Here is a 16,937-nt window from a genome sequence, read left to right as displayed (position 1 = left end):
GTTACGGAAGTGAGCGGAAGAGAGAGGTGCGCCGACCATGCTGCGCAACGCCCTTGAGCCCTGGCACATCCTGGTGGTGGTGCTCGTGCTGGTCGTCCTGTTCGGATCGAAGAAGCTGCCGGATACGGCCCGCGCGCTCGGCAAGTCGATGCGCATCCTCAAGAGCGAGGCCAAGGCCATGAAGGCCGACGGCCAGGCTGCGAAGGCCGACGGTCCGGCCGTGCAGACCGACGGCCAGGCCGTGAAGGCCGGCGATCAACCGGTCGACAACCCCCGGTGAACCACAGGACACCTGTACGACTCTTCCGGTACACCCGCCCCTGGTGAGCTTCCCCCGGCCGGACATCCCGCCCGGCCTACGAGGAGGAAAAACCATGGGTTCTCGTCCGTACCGGCGTCGTCTCGCCTGGGGCGCCGCCGCACTGCTCGCCGCCGGGGTCGCGGTACCGGCCGTGGCCTCCGCTTCCGAGGCGGGCGGCAGCTCGGACGTCCCCGCGCTCAGCGCGGGCCACGGCGCCAAGAAGGCCAAGAACGTCATCCTGCTCATCGGTGACGGCATGGGCGACTCGGAGATCACCCTGGCCCGTGACTACACCGTGGGCGCGGCCGGCCGGCTGAACATGGACAAGTTCCCGCTCACCGGCGCCTACACGACGTACTCCGTCGACAAGGACGGCAAGCCGGACTACGTCACCGACTCCGCGGCCAGCGGCACCGGCTGGGCCACCGGGCAGAAGACGGTCAACGGCCGGATATCCAAGACCCCCGGCACGGACAAGGCCATGCCCACCATCCTGGAGCTGGCCCAGAAGAACGGCCTGGCCACCGGCAGCGTCACCACCGCCGAGCTGACCGACGCCACCCCGGCCGTCCTCGCCTCGCACGCCACCGACCGCAGCTGCATGGGCCCGGCCGACATGAAGGCCTGCCCGAACGACACCCTCGCCAAGGGCGGCCCCGGCTCGATCGCCGAGCAGAGCGTGAACCACAAGGTGGACGTCCTCCTCGGCGGCGGCAAGGCCCGCTTCGACCAGAAGGTCACCGAGGGCCGTTTCGCGGGCCGGACCGTGACCCAGCAGGCCGAGCAGCTCGGCTACCAGGTCGTCACCGACGACAAGGGCCTGAAGAACGCGCGGCCCGGCAAGCCCGTGCTCGGCCTCTTCGCCGACGGCAACGTGCCGGTCGAGTGGACCGGCAAGGCGGCGGCCCAGGGCGGCACCGAGCCGCAGCGCTGCGTGACGAACAACCCCGAGCGCAAGGCCGGCACGCCGGGCCTGGACGACCAGACCCGCAAGGCGCTGCAGCTCCTGGAGGCCAAGCAGAAGGCCGCGGGCTCCAAGAAGGGCTTCTTCCTGCAGGTCGAGGGCGCCTCGATCGACAAGCGCGACCACGCCGCCGACCCGTGCGGCCAGATCGGCGAGACCGCGGCCCTCGACCGCGCCGTCAAGGTCGCCCGCGCCTACGCCGCGCAGCACCCGGACACCCTGGTCGTCACCACCGCCGATCACGGCCACACCAGCCAGATCGTGCCGCTGGAGGCCACCCCGCCCGGCCTGTCCTCGACCCTGGTCACCAACGAGGGCCAGAAGCTGAAGGTGAACTACTCCACCAACACGCCGGGCAAGCCGCAGGAGCACACCGGCACCGAGGTGCGCATCGCGGCCCAGGGCCCGCAGGCGGAGCGCGTCCTCGGCGTCACCGACCAGACGCAGCTGTTCACGACGATCCGCACGGCGCTCTCGCTGCGCTGACGCCGGAGCGTGGCCGGCGCCGCACCGTGCGGCGTCGGCAACGTCACAGATCACCACAGGGGGGACAGGGCCCGGCCGCTCCAGCGGCCGGGCCCTGCGGGTTGTGCCAGTTATCCCGGCAGAACATTGGGCGGATCACATAGCCGGTTGCGGGCCCGCAGCGTCAAGACTGTGAATTCCGTACCTGATTTCCGTACGCCCGACGATCTCTTACACCGATCTTGTACGTCCCATCTCGTACGTCCCCTCCGTACCACCCCGCCAGCCCTCGCAGGAGGAACCGCCGATGACCGGGTCCCGCGTCCTCGCCCTCGGCCACTACCAGCCCGCCCGCGTGCTGACCAACGACGAGCTGGCGACCATGGTCGACACCAGCGACGAGTGGATCCGCTCCCGCGTCGGCATCCGCACCCGCCGGGTCGCCGCGCCCGACGAGACGGTCGCCGACATGGCCGCCGAGGCCGCCGGGAAGGCGCTGGCGAACAGCGGGCTCGCGGCGGAGGAGATCGACCTCGTCCTCGTCGCCACCTGCACGGCCGACGACCGCAGCCCGAACACCGCCGCCCGGGTCGCGGCCGCGCTGGGCCTCGCCACGCCCGCCACGATGGACGTCAACGTCGTCTGCTCGGGCTTCACCCACGCACTGGCGAGCGCCGACCACGCCATACGGGCCGGCGCGGCGACGAACGCCCTGGTCGTCGGCGTGGAGAAGTTCACCTCGGTGACCGACTGGACCGACCGTACGACCTGCGTGCTGACCGGTGACGGCGCGGGCGCCGCCGTGGTCACGGCCTCGGCCGAGCCGGAGATCGGCCCGGTGGTGTGGGGCTCGGTGCCCGGCATGGGGCACGCCGTGCGGATCGAGGGCACGCCGTCGCGCTTCTCCCAGGAGGGCCAGTCGGTCTACCGCTGGGCCACCACGCAGCTGCCGCCGATCGCCCGCCGGGTCTGCGAGCGGGCCGGGGTCGCGCCGGAGGAGCTGGCCGCGGTCGTCCTGCACCAGGCCAACCTGCGGATCATCGAGCCGGTCGCGCGCAAGCTCGGGGCGGTCAACGCGGTCGTCGCGACGGACGTCACCGAGTCCGGCAACACCTCCGCCGCGAGCATCCCGCTCGCGCTCTCCAAGCTGGTCGAGCGCGGGGAGATCCCCTCGGGCGCGCCGGTCCTGCTGTTCGGCTTCGGCGGAAACCTGTCGTACGCGGGCCAGGTCATCCGCTGCCCGTAAGGGTCGTGCTCCATGGCGGTGCGCCCCTTACACGGCACGCCCCCGTAAGGGGCGCGGGAACTGCGCGACAAGCCCCCACCGGCCCGCAGCCGACGACGGCGCACCGCCTCAGAACACCGACCACCCGGTCAACGTGGTGAACGCGTCCAGCGCAGCGACCCCCGCAACGGAGTTGCCCCGCGTGTCGAGCCCAGGACTCCACACGCACAACGTGCACCGCCCCGGTATGACGGCGACGATGCCGCCCCCCACACCGCTCTTGCCCGGCAGCCCCACCCGGTAGGCGAAGTCCCCGGCCGCGTCGTACGTCCCGCACGTCAGCATGACGGCGTTGACCTGCTTGGCCTCGCGCCGCGGCAGCAGCCGCGAGCCGTCGGCCCGCAGGCCGTGGCGGGCGAGGAAGCTGCCCGCACGGGCGAGGTCGCCGCAGCTCATCTCGATGGAGCACTGCCAGAAGTAGTGCTCCAGGACGGTGGGGACGGGGTTGTCGAGGTTGCCGTAGCTGGCCATGAAGTGGGCCAGGGCGGCGTTGCGGTCGCCGTGCTCGGTCTCGGAGGCGGCGACGGCGGGGTCGAAGGCCAGGTCGGGGTTGCCGCTCTCGGCGCGCAGGAACTCCAGCATGGTGGTGCTGGCGTCGCCGGTGAGGGTCTGCAGCCGGTCGGTGACGACGAGCGCGCCCGCGTTGATGAACGGATTGCGCGGGATGCCGTTCTCGTATTCGAGTTGGACCAGCGAGTTGAAGGGATTTCCGGACGGTTCCGTTCCGACCCGGTCCCAGATCTTCCCGCCGCCCTCGGCCAGCACGAGCGCCAGGCTGAAGGCCTTGGAGATGGACTGCACGGAGAAGGGCTTCTCCCAGTCCCCGGTGCCGTAGACACCGCCGTCGACGTCCGCGACGGCCATGCCGAACTGATTGACGTCCACTTCGGCGAGGGCGGGGATGTAGTCGGCGACCTGGCCGCGGCCGACGAGGGGGCGGGCGAAGGCGGTGACCTCTTCGAGGACGGCCTGGTAGTCCACAGTCCTTGGTCCGTACTTCCGGTCGACGACGCTGTCGACGATGCGATCGGTGGGATATTCGGCCAACGGCCGGATCGGCTCGCACGATATCCGAACGCCCGGCCCACCTGCGAACTTTTGGGTACAAGGGGGTCATTCGGCCTACGCGACCGGCGTACGCCACCTGCCGAACCTAGGGAGGGCGGCATGGCCCCACCCATGTCCGCGAACGAGTTCCTGGCCGCGCTCAGACGCGAGGGCGCCACCGTTGTCGAGGTGGACGGCTGGCGCCACCACAACCGGGCCGGGCACGGCCCCTGGGGGCCCGTCAACGGCGTGATGATCCACCACTCCGCCACCTCGGGCACCGACAGCACCGTGCGGCTGTGCTGGAACGGCTACGACGAGCTGCCGGGCCCCCTGTGCCACGGCGTCATCGCCAAGGACGGCGCGATCCACCTCGTCGGCTGCGGGCGCGCCAACCACGCCGGGGGCGGCGACGGCGACGTCCTCAAGGCGGTGATCGCCGAGAAGCGGCTGCCGCCCGTCCGGTGGGCGGACACCGACGGGAACGTCCACTTCTACGGCTTCGAGTGCGTCAACCGCGGCGACGGCGAGGACCCCTGGCCGCAGGACCAGCTCCTGGCCATCGAACAGGTGGCGGCCGCGATCTGCCGGCACCACGGCTGGACCGAGCGGTCCGTCATCGGCCACCTGGAGTGGCGCCCCGGCAAGTCCGACCCCGTCGGCTTCTCCATGGAGTGGCTGCGCGAGCGGGTCCGTGAGCGGCTGAAGTGAGGCTCCCCGTGGCCCGCCCGCCCGCTCGCGTGACAATGGGGGCGTGACCAGCCATCCCCCCGCCGCCGGCAGTGCCGGGCTCGCCGGCCTGCGGCCGCGGCTGCCGTCCCCGCTCGTGGAGCTCCCCGACGAGAGGTTCGCCCGGCACGGCGTACGGCTGCTGCTCAAGCGGGACGACCTGATACACCCCGAGCTGCCCGGCAACAAGTGGCGCAAGCTCGCGCCCAACCTGCAGGCCGCGGCGGAGGAGGGCCGGCACACCCTGCTGACCTTCGGCGGCGCCTACTCCAACCACCTGCGGGCCACCGCCGCGGCGGGCCGTCTGCTCGGCTTCACCACCGTCGGCGTCGTCCGCGGCGAGGAGCTCGCCGACCGCCCGCTGAACCCGTCGCTGCGCTACTGCGTCGCGTCCGGCATGCGGCTGATGTTCATCGACCGGGCCACGTACCGGCACAAGGCGGAGCCGGAGGTGCTGGCCCGGCTGACCGAGCGCGCGGGTGGCGACTGCTTCGTCGTGCCCGAAGGCGGGTCCAACGCCGCCGCCGTGCTCGGCTGCGCGGAGCTCGGGCGCGAGCTGCGCGGGATGGCGGACGTCGTCGGGGTCGCGTGCGGCACGGGCGGCACGCTCGCCGGCCTGGCCGCCGGGCTGGGCGAGGGGCAGCGGGCCATCGGCTTCCCCGTGCTCAAGGGCGGCTTCCTGGGCGCGGAGGTCGAGCGCCTGCAGGACGAGGCGTACGGCGGGCGGCGCGGGGCGTGGCGGCTGGACGAGCGCTTCCACTGCGGCGGCTACGCCAGGACGTCACCGGCACTGGAGGCCTTCGCCGACGACTTCACGGCCCGCCACGCCCTGCCACTGGAACGGCTGTACGTGGCGAAGATGCTGTACGGCCTGACGACACTGACGGAGGAGGGCGCGTTCCCGAGGGGAACGACAGCGGTAGCGGTGATCACTGGATCACCCTGACCGGTTTGTGGGCAGGCGTTCCGCAGGGCGGAAGGGGTGGGCACAAACCCACGGCCGACCCGCACCTGGGCACGCAAACCTCAGGCACCGCCCTCCTCGCGGTACGCGGCGGCCTCCTCCAGGTCAAGCCGCCGCAGAAGCGTACGCAGCATCTCGTCGTCGATGCGCCGCTCGTCCCGCAACCGCACGAAGACCTCCCGCTCGGCGCCGATCATCTCGCGGGCGAGCCGCCGGTAGAGATCGTCCGCGGACTCCCCCGTGGTCGCGTCGACCGTCCCGAGCCGCTCCCACACCGCATTGCGGCGCCGTTCCATGACGACCCGGAGCCGGTCGGCGAGAGGCGCCGGCAAGGCGTTCCGCTCGTCGGCGAGGAGCTCGTCCAGGCGGCGCTCGGCGACGAGTGAGGCCTCGTTCTGCGCCTGGGCCTCCGCGAGGGTCTCCGCGGCGCTGTCGCGGGCGGGCAGCCGCAGCAGGCGGATCAGCGGGGGCAGGGTCAGCCCTTGGACGACGAGGGTGCCGATGACGGTGGTGAAGGTGAGGAAGAGGACGAGGTTGCGGTGGGGGAAGGGGTCCCCGGCGTGCGTGGTGACGGGGATGGAGAAGGCGATGGCGAGGGAGACGACGCCCCGCATGCCGGCCCAGCCGACGACGAGCGGGCTCTTCCAGGTGGTGTCGGGCTCCCGCTCGCGGATCCGCGCGGACAGGGCGCGCGGCAGGAACGTGGCGGGGTAGACCCAGACGAAGCGGGCCGCCACGACGGCGAGGAAGACGGCGACCGCGTACCAGGCGGCCGCCCCCGCTCCGTAGGTGTCGAGGCCGCGCAGCACGACGGGCAGCTGCAGTCCGATGAGGGCGAAGACGGCGGATTCGAGGATGAAGGAGACCATCTTCCACACGGCGGCCTCCTGCAGCCGGGTGGCGAAGTCGACCTGCCAGGAGTGGTGTCCGAGCCAGAGGGCGACGACCACGACGGCGAGCACCCCGGAGGCGTGGGCCGCTTCGGCGGCGGCGTAGGCGGCGAAGGGGATCAGCAGGGAGAGGGTGTTCTGCAGCAGCGGTTCGCGCAGGTGCTTGCGCAGCCAGTGCAGCGGCACCATGAGGGCCAGGCCGACGCCGATGCCGCCGAGGGAGGCGACGGCGAACTCGCCGATGCCCTCGCCCCAGGTCGCGCCCGCGCCGACGGCGGCGGCGAGGGCCACCTTGTAGGCGGTGATGGCGGTCGCGTCGTTCACGAGGGACTCGCCCTGCAGGATCGTGGTGATGCGCGAGGGCAGCCCGAGGCGGCGGGCGATGGCGGTGGCCGCGACGGCGTCGGGCGGGGCGACCACGGCGGCGAGCACGAGGGCGGCCGTCGGCGGCAGCCCGGGGACGATGAGGTGGGCCGCGTAACCGACGGCGAGCGTCGCGAAGAGGACGTAGCCGACGGACAGGAGCGCGACGGGGCGGATGTTGGCCCGCAGGTCGAGGTAGGAGCTGTCGAGCGCGGCCGTGTGCAGCAGGGGCGGCAGCAGGAGGGGCAGCACGACGCCCGGGTCGAGCGTGTAGTCGGGTACACCGGGGATCTGGGAGGCGACGAGGCCCGCGGCGACGAGCATCAGGGGCGCGGGCACGGGGGTGCGCCGCGCCGCTCCGGCGATGGCGGCGGCACCCGCGACCAGAATCAGCAGTGGCATGACGTCCATCGGGGCGGGCCTGTCTCCTCGTAGGTGCGCGTGGTGCGTGTGGTGCAGTGGTGCGGTCGTGCGTGCCGGCCGGTGCGGGCGATCGCTTGTCGGCGGTGCGATCTAATCTGGCAATCATGAGCGAGTGCCAGCATCTTCCCGGGCTGCCGCGCCCCGAGCCCGTCGCCGCACACCCGACGTGCCCGGAGTGCGAGGCGGCCGGCAGCCACCCCGTGCAGCTGCGGCTGTGCCTGGTCTGCGGCCACGTCGGATGCTGCGACTCCTCGCCGTACCGGCACGCCACGGGCCACTTCCGGGAGACGGGGCACGCGGTGATGCGCAGCTACGAGCCGGGCCAGAGCTGGCGGTGGTGCTACGTGGACCAGCGGCTGGTCTGACGGCGCCCGCTAGCATGCACGCATGATCCGAGCCGCCACGCCCGCAGACGTTCCCGCCCTCTGTGTGATGATCCGCGAACTCGCGGCGTACGAACGGTCGGTGGAGGACGCCCGGGCGACCGAGGAACAGCTGCACGAGGCCTTCTTCGGGGAGCACCCGGCGGCGTTCGCCCTGATAGCGGAGAGTGACGAGGCTGTGGTCGGTGAGGCGCCCGGGGCGGCGGAACCGGTCGGCTTCGCGATCTGGTTCCGCAACTTCTCCACCTGGACGGGTACGCACGGTGTCTGGCTGGAGGATCTCTACGTGCGCCCCGAGGCGCGCGGCGGCGGGTACGGCAAGGCGCTCCTCGCGACCCTCGCCCGGATCTGCACGGACCGCGGCTACCGGCGTTTCGAATGGTCAGTGCTGGACTGGAACACGCCCTCGATCGGGTTCTACAAATCCCTGGGCGCCGAACCCATGGACGAATGGACCACGTACCGGTTGTCCGGAGAACCTCTCCGCACCCTTGCGGCGCTCGCGCAGAGTGACGAAAATCCCAACTAGGCGACAGCTCTTTCGATTTGGGACCGCAAGCCCCTAGCCACTGTCCGTGCTCATGGGTTTACCATGAGTGACAGTCGCGGGGCCGCTCCACGGAACCGCAGATCGCGATAGCGTCGCAGCCGAACCATGTGCCGCACCGGCCCGCGAGCGACCTTCGACCGAAGGGCGGCCGAGGGCGGGGGCCGGCGCTCGTAACAGCTCAAGAAGCTTGTGCCACCTTGGAGGTGAGGGTGTCCCCAATCGCAGGCGAGCCCGGGACCCAGGACTTCGTGGAAGTCCGGCTGCCCGCTGCGGGTGCCTACCTGTCGGTGCTGCGGACGGCGACAGCCGGTCTCGCGGCCCGCTTGGACTTCACCCTCGACGAGATCGAGGACTTGCGCATCGCGGTGGACGAGGCGTGCGCGATCCTTCTGCAACAAGCCGTGCCCGGCTCCGTTCTCAGCTGCGTCTTCCGCCTGGTGGGCGATGCGCTGCGGGTGACCGTCTCGGCGCCCACCACGGACGGCCGCGCACCCGAGCGCGACACCTTCGCCTGGACGGTGCTCTCCGCCCTGGCCGGTGAGGTCGACTCGACGGTCGCCGACGACCGTACGGTCAGCATCAGCCTGCACAAGAAGCGCGGCGCCGGCCCCGGACAGCCGTGACGGAAGAGGGGGCTCCGTGAGTACTGCATCGTCGCGGGGGGTGCGTACCCCGGCCATCCCGCAGCAGCCTGCCCGACAGCTGCCGGGCGATCCTGCGAATCCCGCGCCGGACGAGGCGAGCGATCCACCAGAGCGGGCGGACCACATGGACCAGCACCAGCACCGGCACTCCACCGCGCAGGACCGCAGTGGTGCCCGGGCCCTGTTCATCGAGCTGCGGGCGCTGCCGGACGGTTCGCCCGAGCGGGCCGAGCTGCGCAATCACCTCGTGCGGATGCACCTGCCGCTGGTGGAGCACCTGGCCCGGCGCTTCCGCAATCGGGGCGAGCCGCTCGACGACCTCACCCAGGTCGCCACCATCGGCCTGATCAAGTCGGTGGACCGTTTCGACCCCGATCGCGGCGTCGAGTTCTCCACGTACGCGACCCCCACGGTCGTCGGGGAGATCAAGCGGCACTTCCGCGACAAGGGCTGGGCGGTCCGGGTCCCGCGCCGGCTGCAGGAGCTTCGGCTGGCCCTGACCACGGCCACCGCCGAGCTCTCCCAGCGGCACGGCCGCGCGCCCACGGTCCACGAGCTGGCCGAGCACCTGGGCATCTCCGAGGAGGAGGTGCTGGAGGGGCTGGAGTCCGCCAACGCCTACAGCACCCTCTCCCTGGACGTGCCCGACACGGACGACGAGTCCCCGGCGGTCGCGGACACCCTCGGCGCGGAGGACGAGGCGCTGGAGGGCGTCGAGTACCGCGAGTCCCTCAAGCCCCTGCTGGAGGACCTGCCGCCGCGCGAGAAGAAGATCCTCCTGCTGCGGTTCTTCGGCAATATGACCCAGTCGCAGATCGCCCAGGAGGTCGGGATCTCACAGATGCACGTGTCACGGCTGCTGGCGAGGACGCTGGCGCAGCTGCGGGACAGGCTGCTGATCGAGGAGTAGACGCACAAAATAAGTAAGCCCGTGGGGGTGCCCCCAGCGGTAGCTGGGGGAGTCTGAGGACCGGGGTCCGGGGCGGAGCCCCGTGGGCTCAGCCCCGCGGGCCGATCCCCAGCGCCTCCGTCGCCGTCGGGTTGACCAGCAGCGCCAGCGTGCCCAAGGCCACAACGACCAGCGCGCCCGCCGCAGCGATCATCGCCCCGCCCCCGACGTACAGCGTCCAGGCCACCGGCAGCGCCATGATCTGCGTGATCATGGCGGGCCCCCGGCTCCACCGGCGGCGCAGCCACAGCCCTCGCGCGGCCAGCAGCGGCAGCGCGGCGAGCGCGAGCACGGTCAGACCGCCCGTCTCCGCCTGCTGCGGGCTGTCCGGCTTGCCGAGCAGGCCCATGACCAGCAGGTAGATGCCGGCGGCGGCGAGCGCCGCGCCCTCCAGGCCGGTCAGCACGGCGGCCGCCGTCAACCGGGTCGGCCGGGGGCCGACGGGGGCGGGGGCGCTCGTACGGGCGTTTTTCGGCGCGGACTGCTTGCTGCTCACCCCAGCAGGGTAGCCGTAGCGCCGACGATCCGAGGGGGGCCGAAGGCGGGCCGGGGCCGTTCGTGTACCGACAGGTAGGTAGGCTGGCGCGCATGCGTGCGCTCCTCGTGGTCAACCCCTCGGCCACCACCACCAGTGCCCGTACCCGTGATGTCCTGGTCCATGCGCTCGCCAGCGATCTCAAGCTGGAGGTCGCCACCACGGAGTACCGGGGCCATGCCCGCGATCTGGCCCGGCAGGCGGCCGAGAGCGGGAACACCGGTCTGGTGGTGGCACTCGGCGGCGACGGCACGGTCAACGAGGTCGTCAACGGCCTCCTGCACGCCGGCCCCGACCCCGAGGGACTGCCCCGGCTCGCCGTGGTGCCCGGGGGCTCCACCAACGTCTTCGCGCGCGCCCTGGGGCTGCCCAACGACGTCGTGGAGGCGACCGGTGCCCTGCTGGACGCCCTGCGCGACGGCACCGAGCGCACGGTCGGCCTCGGTCTCGCGGCCGGCACGCCCGGCACGGAGGACGAGGGGGTCCCGCCCCGCTGGTTCACCTTCTGCGCCGGCTTCGGCTTCGACGCGGGGGTCATCGGCCGGGTGGAGCAGCAGCGCGAGCGCGGCAAGCGGTCGACACCTGCGCTGTATGTGCGACAGGTGATGCGTCAATTCGTCGGGGAGACCCACCGCAGGCGGGGCACGATCACCCTCGAACGGCCGGGCGAGGAGCCACTCGAGAATCTCGTCATGTCGATAATCTGCAACACGGCGCCGTGGACGTACCTCAACAACCGCCCGGTCTACGCGTCGCCGCAGGCGTCCTTCGACACCGCCCTTGACGTGCTCGGATTCACCAAGCTGTCGACGCCGGCGGCCGGCCGTTACGTCACCCAGCTGCTCACGTCCACGCCCGAGCGCGGTCCCCGGGGCAAGCACACCGTGTCCTTGCACGACCAGACGCAGTTCACCTTGCATTCGCAGGTTCCGCTGCCGTTCCAGATGGACGGTGACCACCTGGGAGTGCGGAGCAGCGTGACGTTCACAGGCGTTCGCCGTGCACTGCGTGTGATTGTGTGAGTGCTAGGGCCTAAAGTCCTTCCACTCGAACGTTTAGACTGGGTTCCACCCCCTGGAAGTACGGCTGTGACCTAGCCGACACCGAGGAATCAAAAAAAACTTTCCAGAAGGGGTTGTATCCGCCGCCGAGGTTTGCGAATCTCTTCATGGCGATCGGGACGTCCGCTCTTCCGGCCTTCCGATACAGCCCGAACCCCTCCCTTTCCTTGATGGACCACACCAGTTTCACGACTGGGCGTCGGCCCTTCCCCTGCGGAGGGATTCGTGAAAGCGTTCACATTCACAAGCAACGTAGCCGCAATAACGAGGAGATGGAGCAGCCATGGACTGGCGTCACAACGCCGTTTGCCGCGAGGAAGACCCCGAGCTCTTCTTCCCCATCGGCAACACCGGTCCTGCGCTGCTGCAGATCGAGGAAGCCAAGGCCGTCTGCCGCCGCTGCCCCGTGATGGAGCAGTGCCTGCAGTGGGCGCTCGAGTCCGGCCAGGACTCCGGCGTCTGGGGTGGCCTCAGCGAGGACGAGCGCCGCGCCATGAAGCGCCGTGCCGCTCGCAACCGGGCGCGCAACGCCACCGCCTGACGACGCCCCTCGGCCCCCGAGCCGCAGCGCGCAGTACCCCCTGACGCTCCCCCCGAGCTTCGCCTGGGGGCGCCCCGCATCACGTGAGCTTTGAGCCCCGGACCTGATGGTCCGGGGCTCAGTGCTGTTCCGGGTGCGTGCTGTTCCGGGTGCGGTGCGGTGCGGTCGTTCTTCGGGCGGGGTCCGGGGCGGGTCAGCCCTTCTCGGCCCGTACGGGAATGTCGAGGACGACCCTCGTCCCCTGCCCGGAAGCGGGCACCATGTCGAACGTCCCGCCCATCTCGCCCTCGACCAGGGTCCGGACGATCTGCAGGCCCAGGTTGCCGGCGCGCTGCGGGTCGAAGCCCTCGGGCAGGCCGCGGCCGTCGTCCTGCACCGAGATCAGCAGGCGGGCGTCGCGCCGGGTGCCGCTGCGCACGGCGGTGATCTCCACCGTGCCCCGCTCCCCCGGCCCGAACCCGTGCTCCATGGCGTTCTGCAGCAGCTCGGTCAGCACCATCGACAGCGGGGTCGCCACCTCGGCGTCGAGGATCCCGAAGCGGCCCGTGCGCCGCCCGGCGACCCGGCCCGGGGAGATCTCGGCGACCATCGCCAGCACCCGGTCGGCGATCTCGTCGAATTCGACCCGCTCGTCCAGGTTCTGCGAGAGCGTCTCGTGGACGATGGCGATCGAGCCGACCCGGCGGACGGCCTCCTCCAGCGCCTCGCGGCCCTCCGCCGAACCGATCCTGCGGGCCTGGAGCCGCAGCAGGGCCGCTACGGTCTGCAGATTGTTCTTCACCCGGTGGTGAATCTCCCGGATGGTCGCATCCTTGGTGATCAACTCTCGCTCGCGGCGTCGCAGTTCGGTGACGTCGCGCAGCAGTACGAGCGAACCGATGTGATTTCCCTTGGGTTTGAGGGGAATCGCCCGGAGCTGGATGACCCCGTCGTTGCCCTCGACCTCGAACTCGCGCGGCGCCCAGCCGCTGGCCAGCTTGGCGAGCGACTCGTCGACCGGGCCGCGCGAGGGCGCCAACTGAGCAGTGGTCTCGCCCAGATGATGCCCCACGAGGTCGGCGGCGAGGCCGAGGCGGTGGTAGGCGGAGAGGGCGTTGGGGCTCGCGTACTGCACGATGCCGTCGGCGTCCAGCCTGATGAGTCCGTCGCCGGCGCGCGGAGAGGCGTCCATGTCGACCTGTTGACCGGGGAAGGGGAAGGTCCCGTTGGCGATCATCTGGGCGAGGTCCGAGGCGCTCTGGAGGTAGGTGAGCTCCAGCCGGCTCGGTGTGCGCACCGTCAGCAGGTTCGTATTGCGGGCGATGACGCCGAGCACCCGGCCGTCGCGGCGGACCGGGATGGACTCGACACGGACGGGGACCTCCTCGCGCCACTCGGGGTCGCCCTCGCGGACGATCCGGCCCTCGTCCAGGGCGGCGTCCAGCATGGGGCGCCGGCCGCGCGGTACGAGGTGGCCGACCATGTCGTTCTGGTAGGAGGTGGGGCCGGTGTTGGGCCGCATCTGCGCCACCGACACATAGCGGGTGCCCTCGAGCGTGGGCACCCACAGGACGAGGTCGGCGAAGGACAGGTCGGAGAGCAGCTGCCACTCCGAGACCAGCAGGTGCAGCCACTCCAGGTCGGAGTCGCCGAGGGCCGTGTGCTGACGTACGAGGTCGTTCATGGAGGGCACAGTGGTGAGCCTACCCGGGGCCGGTGCACTCACCCCGGGCCGCCCGCGCCCCTGCGCCCGCCCCCGCATGCGCCCCTGCCCGCGCCCCGGCCGGGGCCGTCGGGAGCCTCCGGGAGCCGCGCGGCCCGCCGGGGATACCCGCGGAAACCCGGGCGGGAGAAACCATGGACAGAGGAGAATGGTCTAGTCCACAATGGGCGAGCAAAGTTTCCGCCTTCCCCGCACAGGAGGGCGGAGCGAGGCCCGGCGCTCTCTGCCCTGATCGCGCCACGGCCTCCAGTCGGCCCACTCCGGCCGCGGGGTCCGCACGCCCCGCGTCGCCGGCGGGCCGATCCGGCTCCGGGCTGCGGTGCCGGCCGGGTCGAGGGTCCCGGTCAGGCGCCGCGGCCCGAAGTGACCTCTTCGGGGCCCGCCTCCCCCGCGCCCTCCCCGGCACTCTCCCGCGGCCACGCCTGCATCGCGACACCGGCGACCGCCTCCAGGGTCGCGCGGTCCGCGCCGTCCCGCGCCTGCTGCGACATGCCCTGCAGAACGGCGCCCGTATAGACGGCGAGCGCGTGGGCGTCGGTGTCCGCCGGCAGCACGCCCGCGGCGACGTCGGCGGCGATGCGGCTCTCGATGAATGCGACCACCTGGTTGCGCCGCTCCTTAAGCGCCGCGACCACTTCGGCGGACTGCTCGGTGCAGTTCGTGGCCGCGCTGATGATCATGCAGCCGCGCGGCATGCCCGGAAGGGTGTGGGACACCGCGGCCCGGTGCAGGAGGCGATCCGCCGCACTGCGGGCGGTCGGCGCTTCGACCAGGGCCTTCATCGTGAAGACGCCGTAGTCGCGCACGTACGCCTCGATCGCCTCCTCGAACAAGGTGCGCTTGTCGCCGAACGCCGCGTAGAGGCTGGGCGCCTTGATGTCCATGGCGCGGGTGAGGTCGGAGATGGAGACGGCTTCGTAACCGTGCTCCCAGAAGGCCTTCATCGCCTGCTCCAGGGCCGTCTCGCGGTCGAAGGACCGGGGCCTGCCCCGCTGTTTGGTCGCCATGACCCCATTCTATAGCGCTCGCTAAAAAATCTGTGCTACGTTCTTTCTGTAGCACTCACTAAAGAAAGAGGGGGGCGCGGCCATGGGCACGCTCACGGGCAGGACGGCGCTGGTCACGGGCGGCAGCCGGGGCATCGGGCGGGGCATCTCGGAGCGCCTGGCCGGGGAGGGGGCCCGCGTCGCCGTGCACTACGGCCGGGATGCCGCCTCCGCCGAGCAGACGGTGAAGGCGATCGAGGCCGCGGGCGGGGAGGCCTTCGCGATCCGGGCGGAGCTGGGGGCCGCGGGGGACGCCGAGGCGCTCTGGGCCGCCTTCGACGAGCAGGCGGACGGCCTGGACATCCTGGTGAACAACGCGGGCACCGTCGGCCCGCGGGTGCCGATCGGCGAGGTGAGCGAGGAGGACTTCGACCGGGTCTTCGCGGTCAATACGAAGGCGCCGTTCTTCGTCACGCGCCTCGGCCTGGACCGCCTGCGCGACGGCGGGCGCATCGTCAACGTCTCCACGGGGCTGACCCACGGCGCGGCGATGCCCCAGCTGATCGCCTACACCATGACGAAGGGCGCGCTCGACTCCTTCACCTCGGTGCTGGCCAAGCAGCTGGGCGAGCGCGGCATCACGGTCAACGCCGTGGCGCCGGGCGTGATCGACACCGATATGAACGCCGCGTGGCTGAACAGCGGTGCGGAGGTACGGAAGGGTGTCGCCGCCCAGTCCCCCTTCAACCGGATGGGCGAGGCGCGCGATGTCGCCGACATCGTGGCCTTCCTCGCCTCGGACGACAGCCGGTGGGTGACGGGGCAGTGGATAGACGCGACGGGCGGCGCGCTGCTCTGACACCCGGGGTTTCCGGCGGCCGCGGGACGGGGGGCCGCGGCCGCCGGGGCATGGACCGGTGCCGGAGCCGGAGCCGGAGCCGGTGGGACGTCAGCGCGTCTCGGTGACCTTGGCGAGGGCCCGGGGGGCGTCCGGGTCCTGGCCGCGGGCGATGGTGATCTCGTAGGCCAGCATCTGCAGCGGCAGGATCTCCAGGACGGGCTGCAGCTCCTCGGGGACGCCGGCCGTGGGGAGGACGAATCCGGTCGTCGCCCGGGCCACCTCCTCCCCGGTGCCGACGATCATGAGGTCCGCTCCCCGGCCGCGCAGCCGTTCGAGCACCGGCTGCAGGGCCGCGCCGCCGCGGCCCTCGGTGACGATGGCGATGACGGGTGAGATGTTGTCGACCATGGCGAGCGGGCCGTGCAGCAGATCGGCGCCCGAATAGGAGAGAGCGGGGATGTAGCTCGTCTCCATCAGCTTCAGCGCGGCCTCCTTGGCGGTCGGGTAGCCGTAGCCGCGGGAGGTGAGGACCATCCGCTCGGCGAAGCGGTAGCGGGCGGCCAGCTGTCCGACCTCGGCGCCGCGGTCGAGGATGCTCCGGGCGAGGCCGGGCAGAGCCTCGGCCGCGGCCGGGCCGTCTCCCCCGCCGGGGCGCAGGCCCTGGACGAAGAGATAGAGCGTCAGCAGGGAGGCGGTGTAGGTCTTGGTGGCGGGCAGGGCCCGCTCGGGTCCGGCCAGGATGTCGATGTGGTGCTCGGAGACGGCGGCGAGCGGGGAGTCGGCGTTGTTGGTCACCGCGAGGGTGGTCGCCCCGGCCTCGCGGGCGGCCTTGGTGGAGGCGACGAGGTCCGGGGATCCGCCGGACTGGCTGACGGTCACGGCGAGCACGTCCGTCAGGTCGGGCCGGGCGCCGTAGGTCGTGACGGTCGACATGGACGTCAGGCCGCAGGGCTTCCCGAGCTGCACTTCGAGGAGGTATTTGGCGTAGAGGGCGGCGTTGTCGGAGGTGCCCCGGGCGGTGAGGAGCACGAAGCGCGGCTTGCGGGCGGCGATGAGCCGGGCGGTCTCGGCGATCACGGGGGCGCCGTCGTCGAGGATGCGGCGCAGGACGGCCGGCTGCTCCGCCATCTCGGCGGACATGATCCCGCCCGGCTGCTCGGCGTGGTGGGCGGAGGGCGTGGCGCTCATGTCCGGTTACCTCCCGGGCGGGGGCTGCGGGGGTCGCGGTCCGGCGGCCCGCCGCGCGGCGCCGGGGCCCTCTCGGCCGGCTCCGGCCGGCCGTCTCAGTCGACCACGGGGTGGGCCGCGCCCGCC

The 16,937-nt window shown here is 71.8% G+C and carries 18 protein-coding genes; 12 read left to right on the top strand and 6 right to left on the bottom strand.

Annotation, left to right across the window (positions count from 1 at the left end; translation table 11 throughout):
* Positions 1-37: 37 nt before the first annotated feature.
* The 3 genes from tatA to IE241_RS20195 all read left to right on the top strand — a co-directional run bounded on the left by tatA (position 38) and on the right by IE241_RS20195 (position 2,976).
* Positions 38-280, top strand: coding sequence for a Sec-independent protein translocase subunit TatA (gene tatA / locus IE241_RS20205; protein WP_190023182.1), 243 nt, complete (start codon positions 38-40; stop codon positions 278-280).
* Between the two features lie 94 nt (positions 281-374).
* Positions 375-1,751, top strand: coding sequence for an alkaline phosphatase (locus IE241_RS20200; protein ID WP_190023181.1), 1,377 nt, complete (start codon positions 375-377; stop codon positions 1,749-1,751).
* A gap of 286 nt (positions 1,752-2,037) precedes the next feature.
* Entirely contained in the window at positions 2,038-2,976 is a 939-nt protein-coding gene (locus IE241_RS20195) for a beta-ketoacyl-ACP synthase III (protein ID WP_190023180.1), read from the top strand.
* Between the two features lie 108 nt (positions 2,977-3,084).
* On the opposite strand, the gene IE241_RS20190 is transcribed toward IE241_RS20195, so the two are convergent.
* Positions 3,085-3,996, bottom strand: a complete 912-nt coding sequence (locus tag IE241_RS20190; protein ID WP_190023229.1) for a glutaminase — start codon at positions 3,994-3,996, stop codon at positions 3,085-3,087.
* Positions 3,997-4,182: 186 nt separating this feature from the next.
* On the opposite strand from IE241_RS20190, the gene IE241_RS20185 reads away from it, so the two are divergent.
* Together IE241_RS20185 and IE241_RS20180 are read left to right on the top strand one after the other, a co-directional pair.
* Positions 4,183-4,773, top strand: a complete 591-nt coding sequence (locus IE241_RS20185; protein ID WP_190023179.1) for an N-acetylmuramoyl-L-alanine amidase — start codon at positions 4,183-4,185, stop codon at positions 4,771-4,773.
* A gap of 43 nt (positions 4,774-4,816) precedes the next feature.
* Positions 4,817-5,737, top strand: coding sequence for a 1-aminocyclopropane-1-carboxylate deaminase/D-cysteine desulfhydrase (locus IE241_RS20180; RefSeq protein WP_190023178.1), 921 nt, complete (start codon positions 4,817-4,819; stop codon positions 5,735-5,737).
* A gap of 80 nt (positions 5,738-5,817) precedes the next feature.
* Here IE241_RS20180 and IE241_RS20175 read toward each other — a convergent pair whose 3' ends face one another.
* Entirely contained in the window at positions 5,818-7,419 is a 1,602-nt protein-coding gene (locus IE241_RS20175) for a Na+/H+ antiporter (RefSeq protein WP_190023177.1), read from the bottom strand.
* A 116-nt stretch (positions 7,420-7,535) separates the two neighbouring features.
* On the opposite strand from IE241_RS20175, the gene IE241_RS20170 reads away from it, so the two are divergent.
* The 4 genes from IE241_RS20170 to IE241_RS20155 all read left to right on the top strand — a co-directional run bounded on the left by IE241_RS20170 (position 7,536) and on the right by IE241_RS20155 (position 9,918).
* Positions 7,536-7,796, top strand: coding sequence for a UBP-type zinc finger domain-containing protein (locus IE241_RS20170; protein WP_190023176.1), 261 nt, complete (start codon positions 7,536-7,538; stop codon positions 7,794-7,796).
* A gap of 22 nt (positions 7,797-7,818) precedes the next feature.
* The gene (locus IE241_RS20165) at positions 7,819-8,343 is read left to right on the top strand and encodes a GNAT family N-acetyltransferase (protein WP_190023175.1); all 525 of its coding nucleotides are present in this window, start codon (positions 7,819-7,821) and stop codon (positions 8,341-8,343) included.
* A gap of 230 nt (positions 8,344-8,573) precedes the next feature.
* Positions 8,574-8,987, top strand: coding sequence for an ATP-binding protein (locus IE241_RS20160; protein ID WP_030366270.1), 414 nt, complete (start codon positions 8,574-8,576; stop codon positions 8,985-8,987).
* A gap of 40 nt (positions 8,988-9,027) precedes the next feature.
* Positions 9,028-9,918, top strand: a complete 891-nt coding sequence (locus tag IE241_RS20155; protein WP_058046202.1) for an RNA polymerase sigma factor SigF — start codon at positions 9,028-9,030, stop codon at positions 9,916-9,918.
* An 88-nt stretch (positions 9,919-10,006) separates the two neighbouring features.
* Here the strand turns inward: IE241_RS20155 and IE241_RS20150 are convergent, their stop codons facing one another.
* Positions 10,007-10,453: a hypothetical protein gene (locus IE241_RS20150; RefSeq protein ID WP_190023174.1), complete on the bottom strand. Its 447-nt coding sequence runs from the start codon at positions 10,451-10,453 to the stop codon at positions 10,007-10,009.
* 92 nt (positions 10,454-10,545) lie between these two features.
* On the opposite strand from IE241_RS20150, the gene IE241_RS20145 reads away from it, so the two are divergent.
* Positions 10,546-11,514: a diacylglycerol/lipid kinase family protein gene (locus tag IE241_RS20145; RefSeq protein ID WP_190023173.1), complete on the top strand. Its 969-nt coding sequence runs from the start codon at positions 10,546-10,548 to the stop codon at positions 11,512-11,514.
* Between the two features lie 322 nt (positions 11,515-11,836).
* The gene (locus IE241_RS20140) at positions 11,837-12,094 is read left to right on the top strand and encodes a WhiB family transcriptional regulator (protein WP_004937597.1); all 258 of its coding nucleotides are present in this window, start codon (positions 11,837-11,839) and stop codon (positions 12,092-12,094) included.
* A 193-nt stretch (positions 12,095-12,287) separates the two neighbouring features.
* On the opposite strand, the gene IE241_RS20135 is transcribed toward IE241_RS20140, so the two are convergent.
* On the bottom strand, positions 12,288-13,757 hold the full coding sequence (locus tag IE241_RS20135; RefSeq protein ID WP_190023172.1) for a sensor histidine kinase: 1,470 nt from the start codon (positions 13,755-13,757) through the stop codon (positions 12,288-12,290).
* Between the two features lie 383 nt (positions 13,758-14,140).
* A complete protein-coding gene (locus tag IE241_RS20130) occupies positions 14,141-14,803 on the bottom strand; it encodes a TetR/AcrR family transcriptional regulator (RefSeq protein WP_190023171.1) in 663 nt (220 codons plus the stop codon).
* An 82-nt stretch (positions 14,804-14,885) separates the two neighbouring features.
* Here IE241_RS20130 and IE241_RS20125 point away from each other — a divergent pair, with 82 nt between their 5' ends.
* On the top strand, positions 14,886-15,641 hold the full coding sequence (locus IE241_RS20125) for an SDR family oxidoreductase (RefSeq protein WP_190023170.1): 756 nt from the start codon (positions 14,886-14,888) through the stop codon (positions 15,639-15,641).
* A gap of 90 nt (positions 15,642-15,731) precedes the next feature.
* Here the strand turns inward: IE241_RS20125 and IE241_RS20120 are convergent, their stop codons facing one another.
* The gene (locus IE241_RS20120) at positions 15,732-16,811 is read right to left on the bottom strand and encodes an SIS domain-containing protein (RefSeq protein ID WP_190023169.1); all 1,080 of its coding nucleotides are present in this window, start codon (positions 16,809-16,811) and stop codon (positions 15,732-15,734) included.
* Positions 16,812-16,937: the final 126 nt, after the last annotated feature.

The sequence above is a fragment of the Streptomyces hiroshimensis genome (genome assembly GCF_014650335.1).
Lineage (GTDB): Bacteria > Actinomycetota > Actinomycetes > Streptomycetales > Streptomycetaceae > Streptomyces > Streptomyces hiroshimensis.
The sequence above is the reverse complement of the archived record's forward strand: the minus strand, read 5'-3'. Positions and strand labels throughout refer to the sequence as shown.

Excerpts from the sequence above, each read along its gene's own strand:
- IE241_RS20120 (WP_190023169.1), bottom strand. The coding sequence starts at position 16,811 with ATGAGCGCCACGCCCTCCGCCCACCACGCCGAGCAGCCGGGCGGGATC.
- IE241_RS20135 (WP_190023172.1), bottom strand. The coding sequence starts at position 13,757 with ATGAACGACCTCGTACGTCAGCACACGGCCCTCGGCGACTCCGACCTG.
- IE241_RS20170 (WP_190023176.1), top strand. The coding sequence starts at position 7,536 with ATGAGCGAGTGCCAGCATCTTCCCGGGCTGCCGCGCCCCGAGCCCGTC.
- IE241_RS20185 (WP_190023179.1), top strand. The coding sequence starts at position 4,183 with ATGGCCCCACCCATGTCCGCGAACGAGTTCCTGGCCGCGCTCAGACGC.
- tatA (WP_190023182.1), top strand. The coding sequence starts at position 38 with ATGCTGCGCAACGCCCTTGAGCCCTGGCACATCCTGGTGGTGGTGCTC.
- IE241_RS20130 (WP_190023171.1), bottom strand. The coding sequence starts at position 14,803 with ATGGCGACCAAACAGCGGGGCAGGCCCCGGTCCTTCGACCGCGAGACG.
- IE241_RS20165 (WP_190023175.1), top strand. The coding sequence starts at position 7,819 with ATGATCCGAGCCGCCACGCCCGCAGACGTTCCCGCCCTCTGTGTGATG.
- IE241_RS20200 (WP_190023181.1), top strand. The coding sequence starts at position 375 with ATGGGTTCTCGTCCGTACCGGCGTCGTCTCGCCTGGGGCGCCGCCGCA.
- IE241_RS20175 (WP_190023177.1), bottom strand. The coding sequence starts at position 7,419 with ATGGACGTCATGCCACTGCTGATTCTGGTCGCGGGTGCCGCCGCCATC.
- IE241_RS20140 (WP_004937597.1), top strand. The coding sequence starts at position 11,837 with ATGGACTGGCGTCACAACGCCGTTTGCCGCGAGGAAGACCCCGAGCTC.
- IE241_RS20145 (WP_190023173.1), top strand. The coding sequence starts at position 10,546 with ATGCGTGCGCTCCTCGTGGTCAACCCCTCGGCCACCACCACCAGTGCC.
- IE241_RS20195 (WP_190023180.1), top strand. The coding sequence starts at position 2,038 with ATGACCGGGTCCCGCGTCCTCGCCCTCGGCCACTACCAGCCCGCCCGC.
- IE241_RS20125 (WP_190023170.1), top strand. The coding sequence starts at position 14,886 with ATGGGCACGCTCACGGGCAGGACGGCGCTGGTCACGGGCGGCAGCCGG.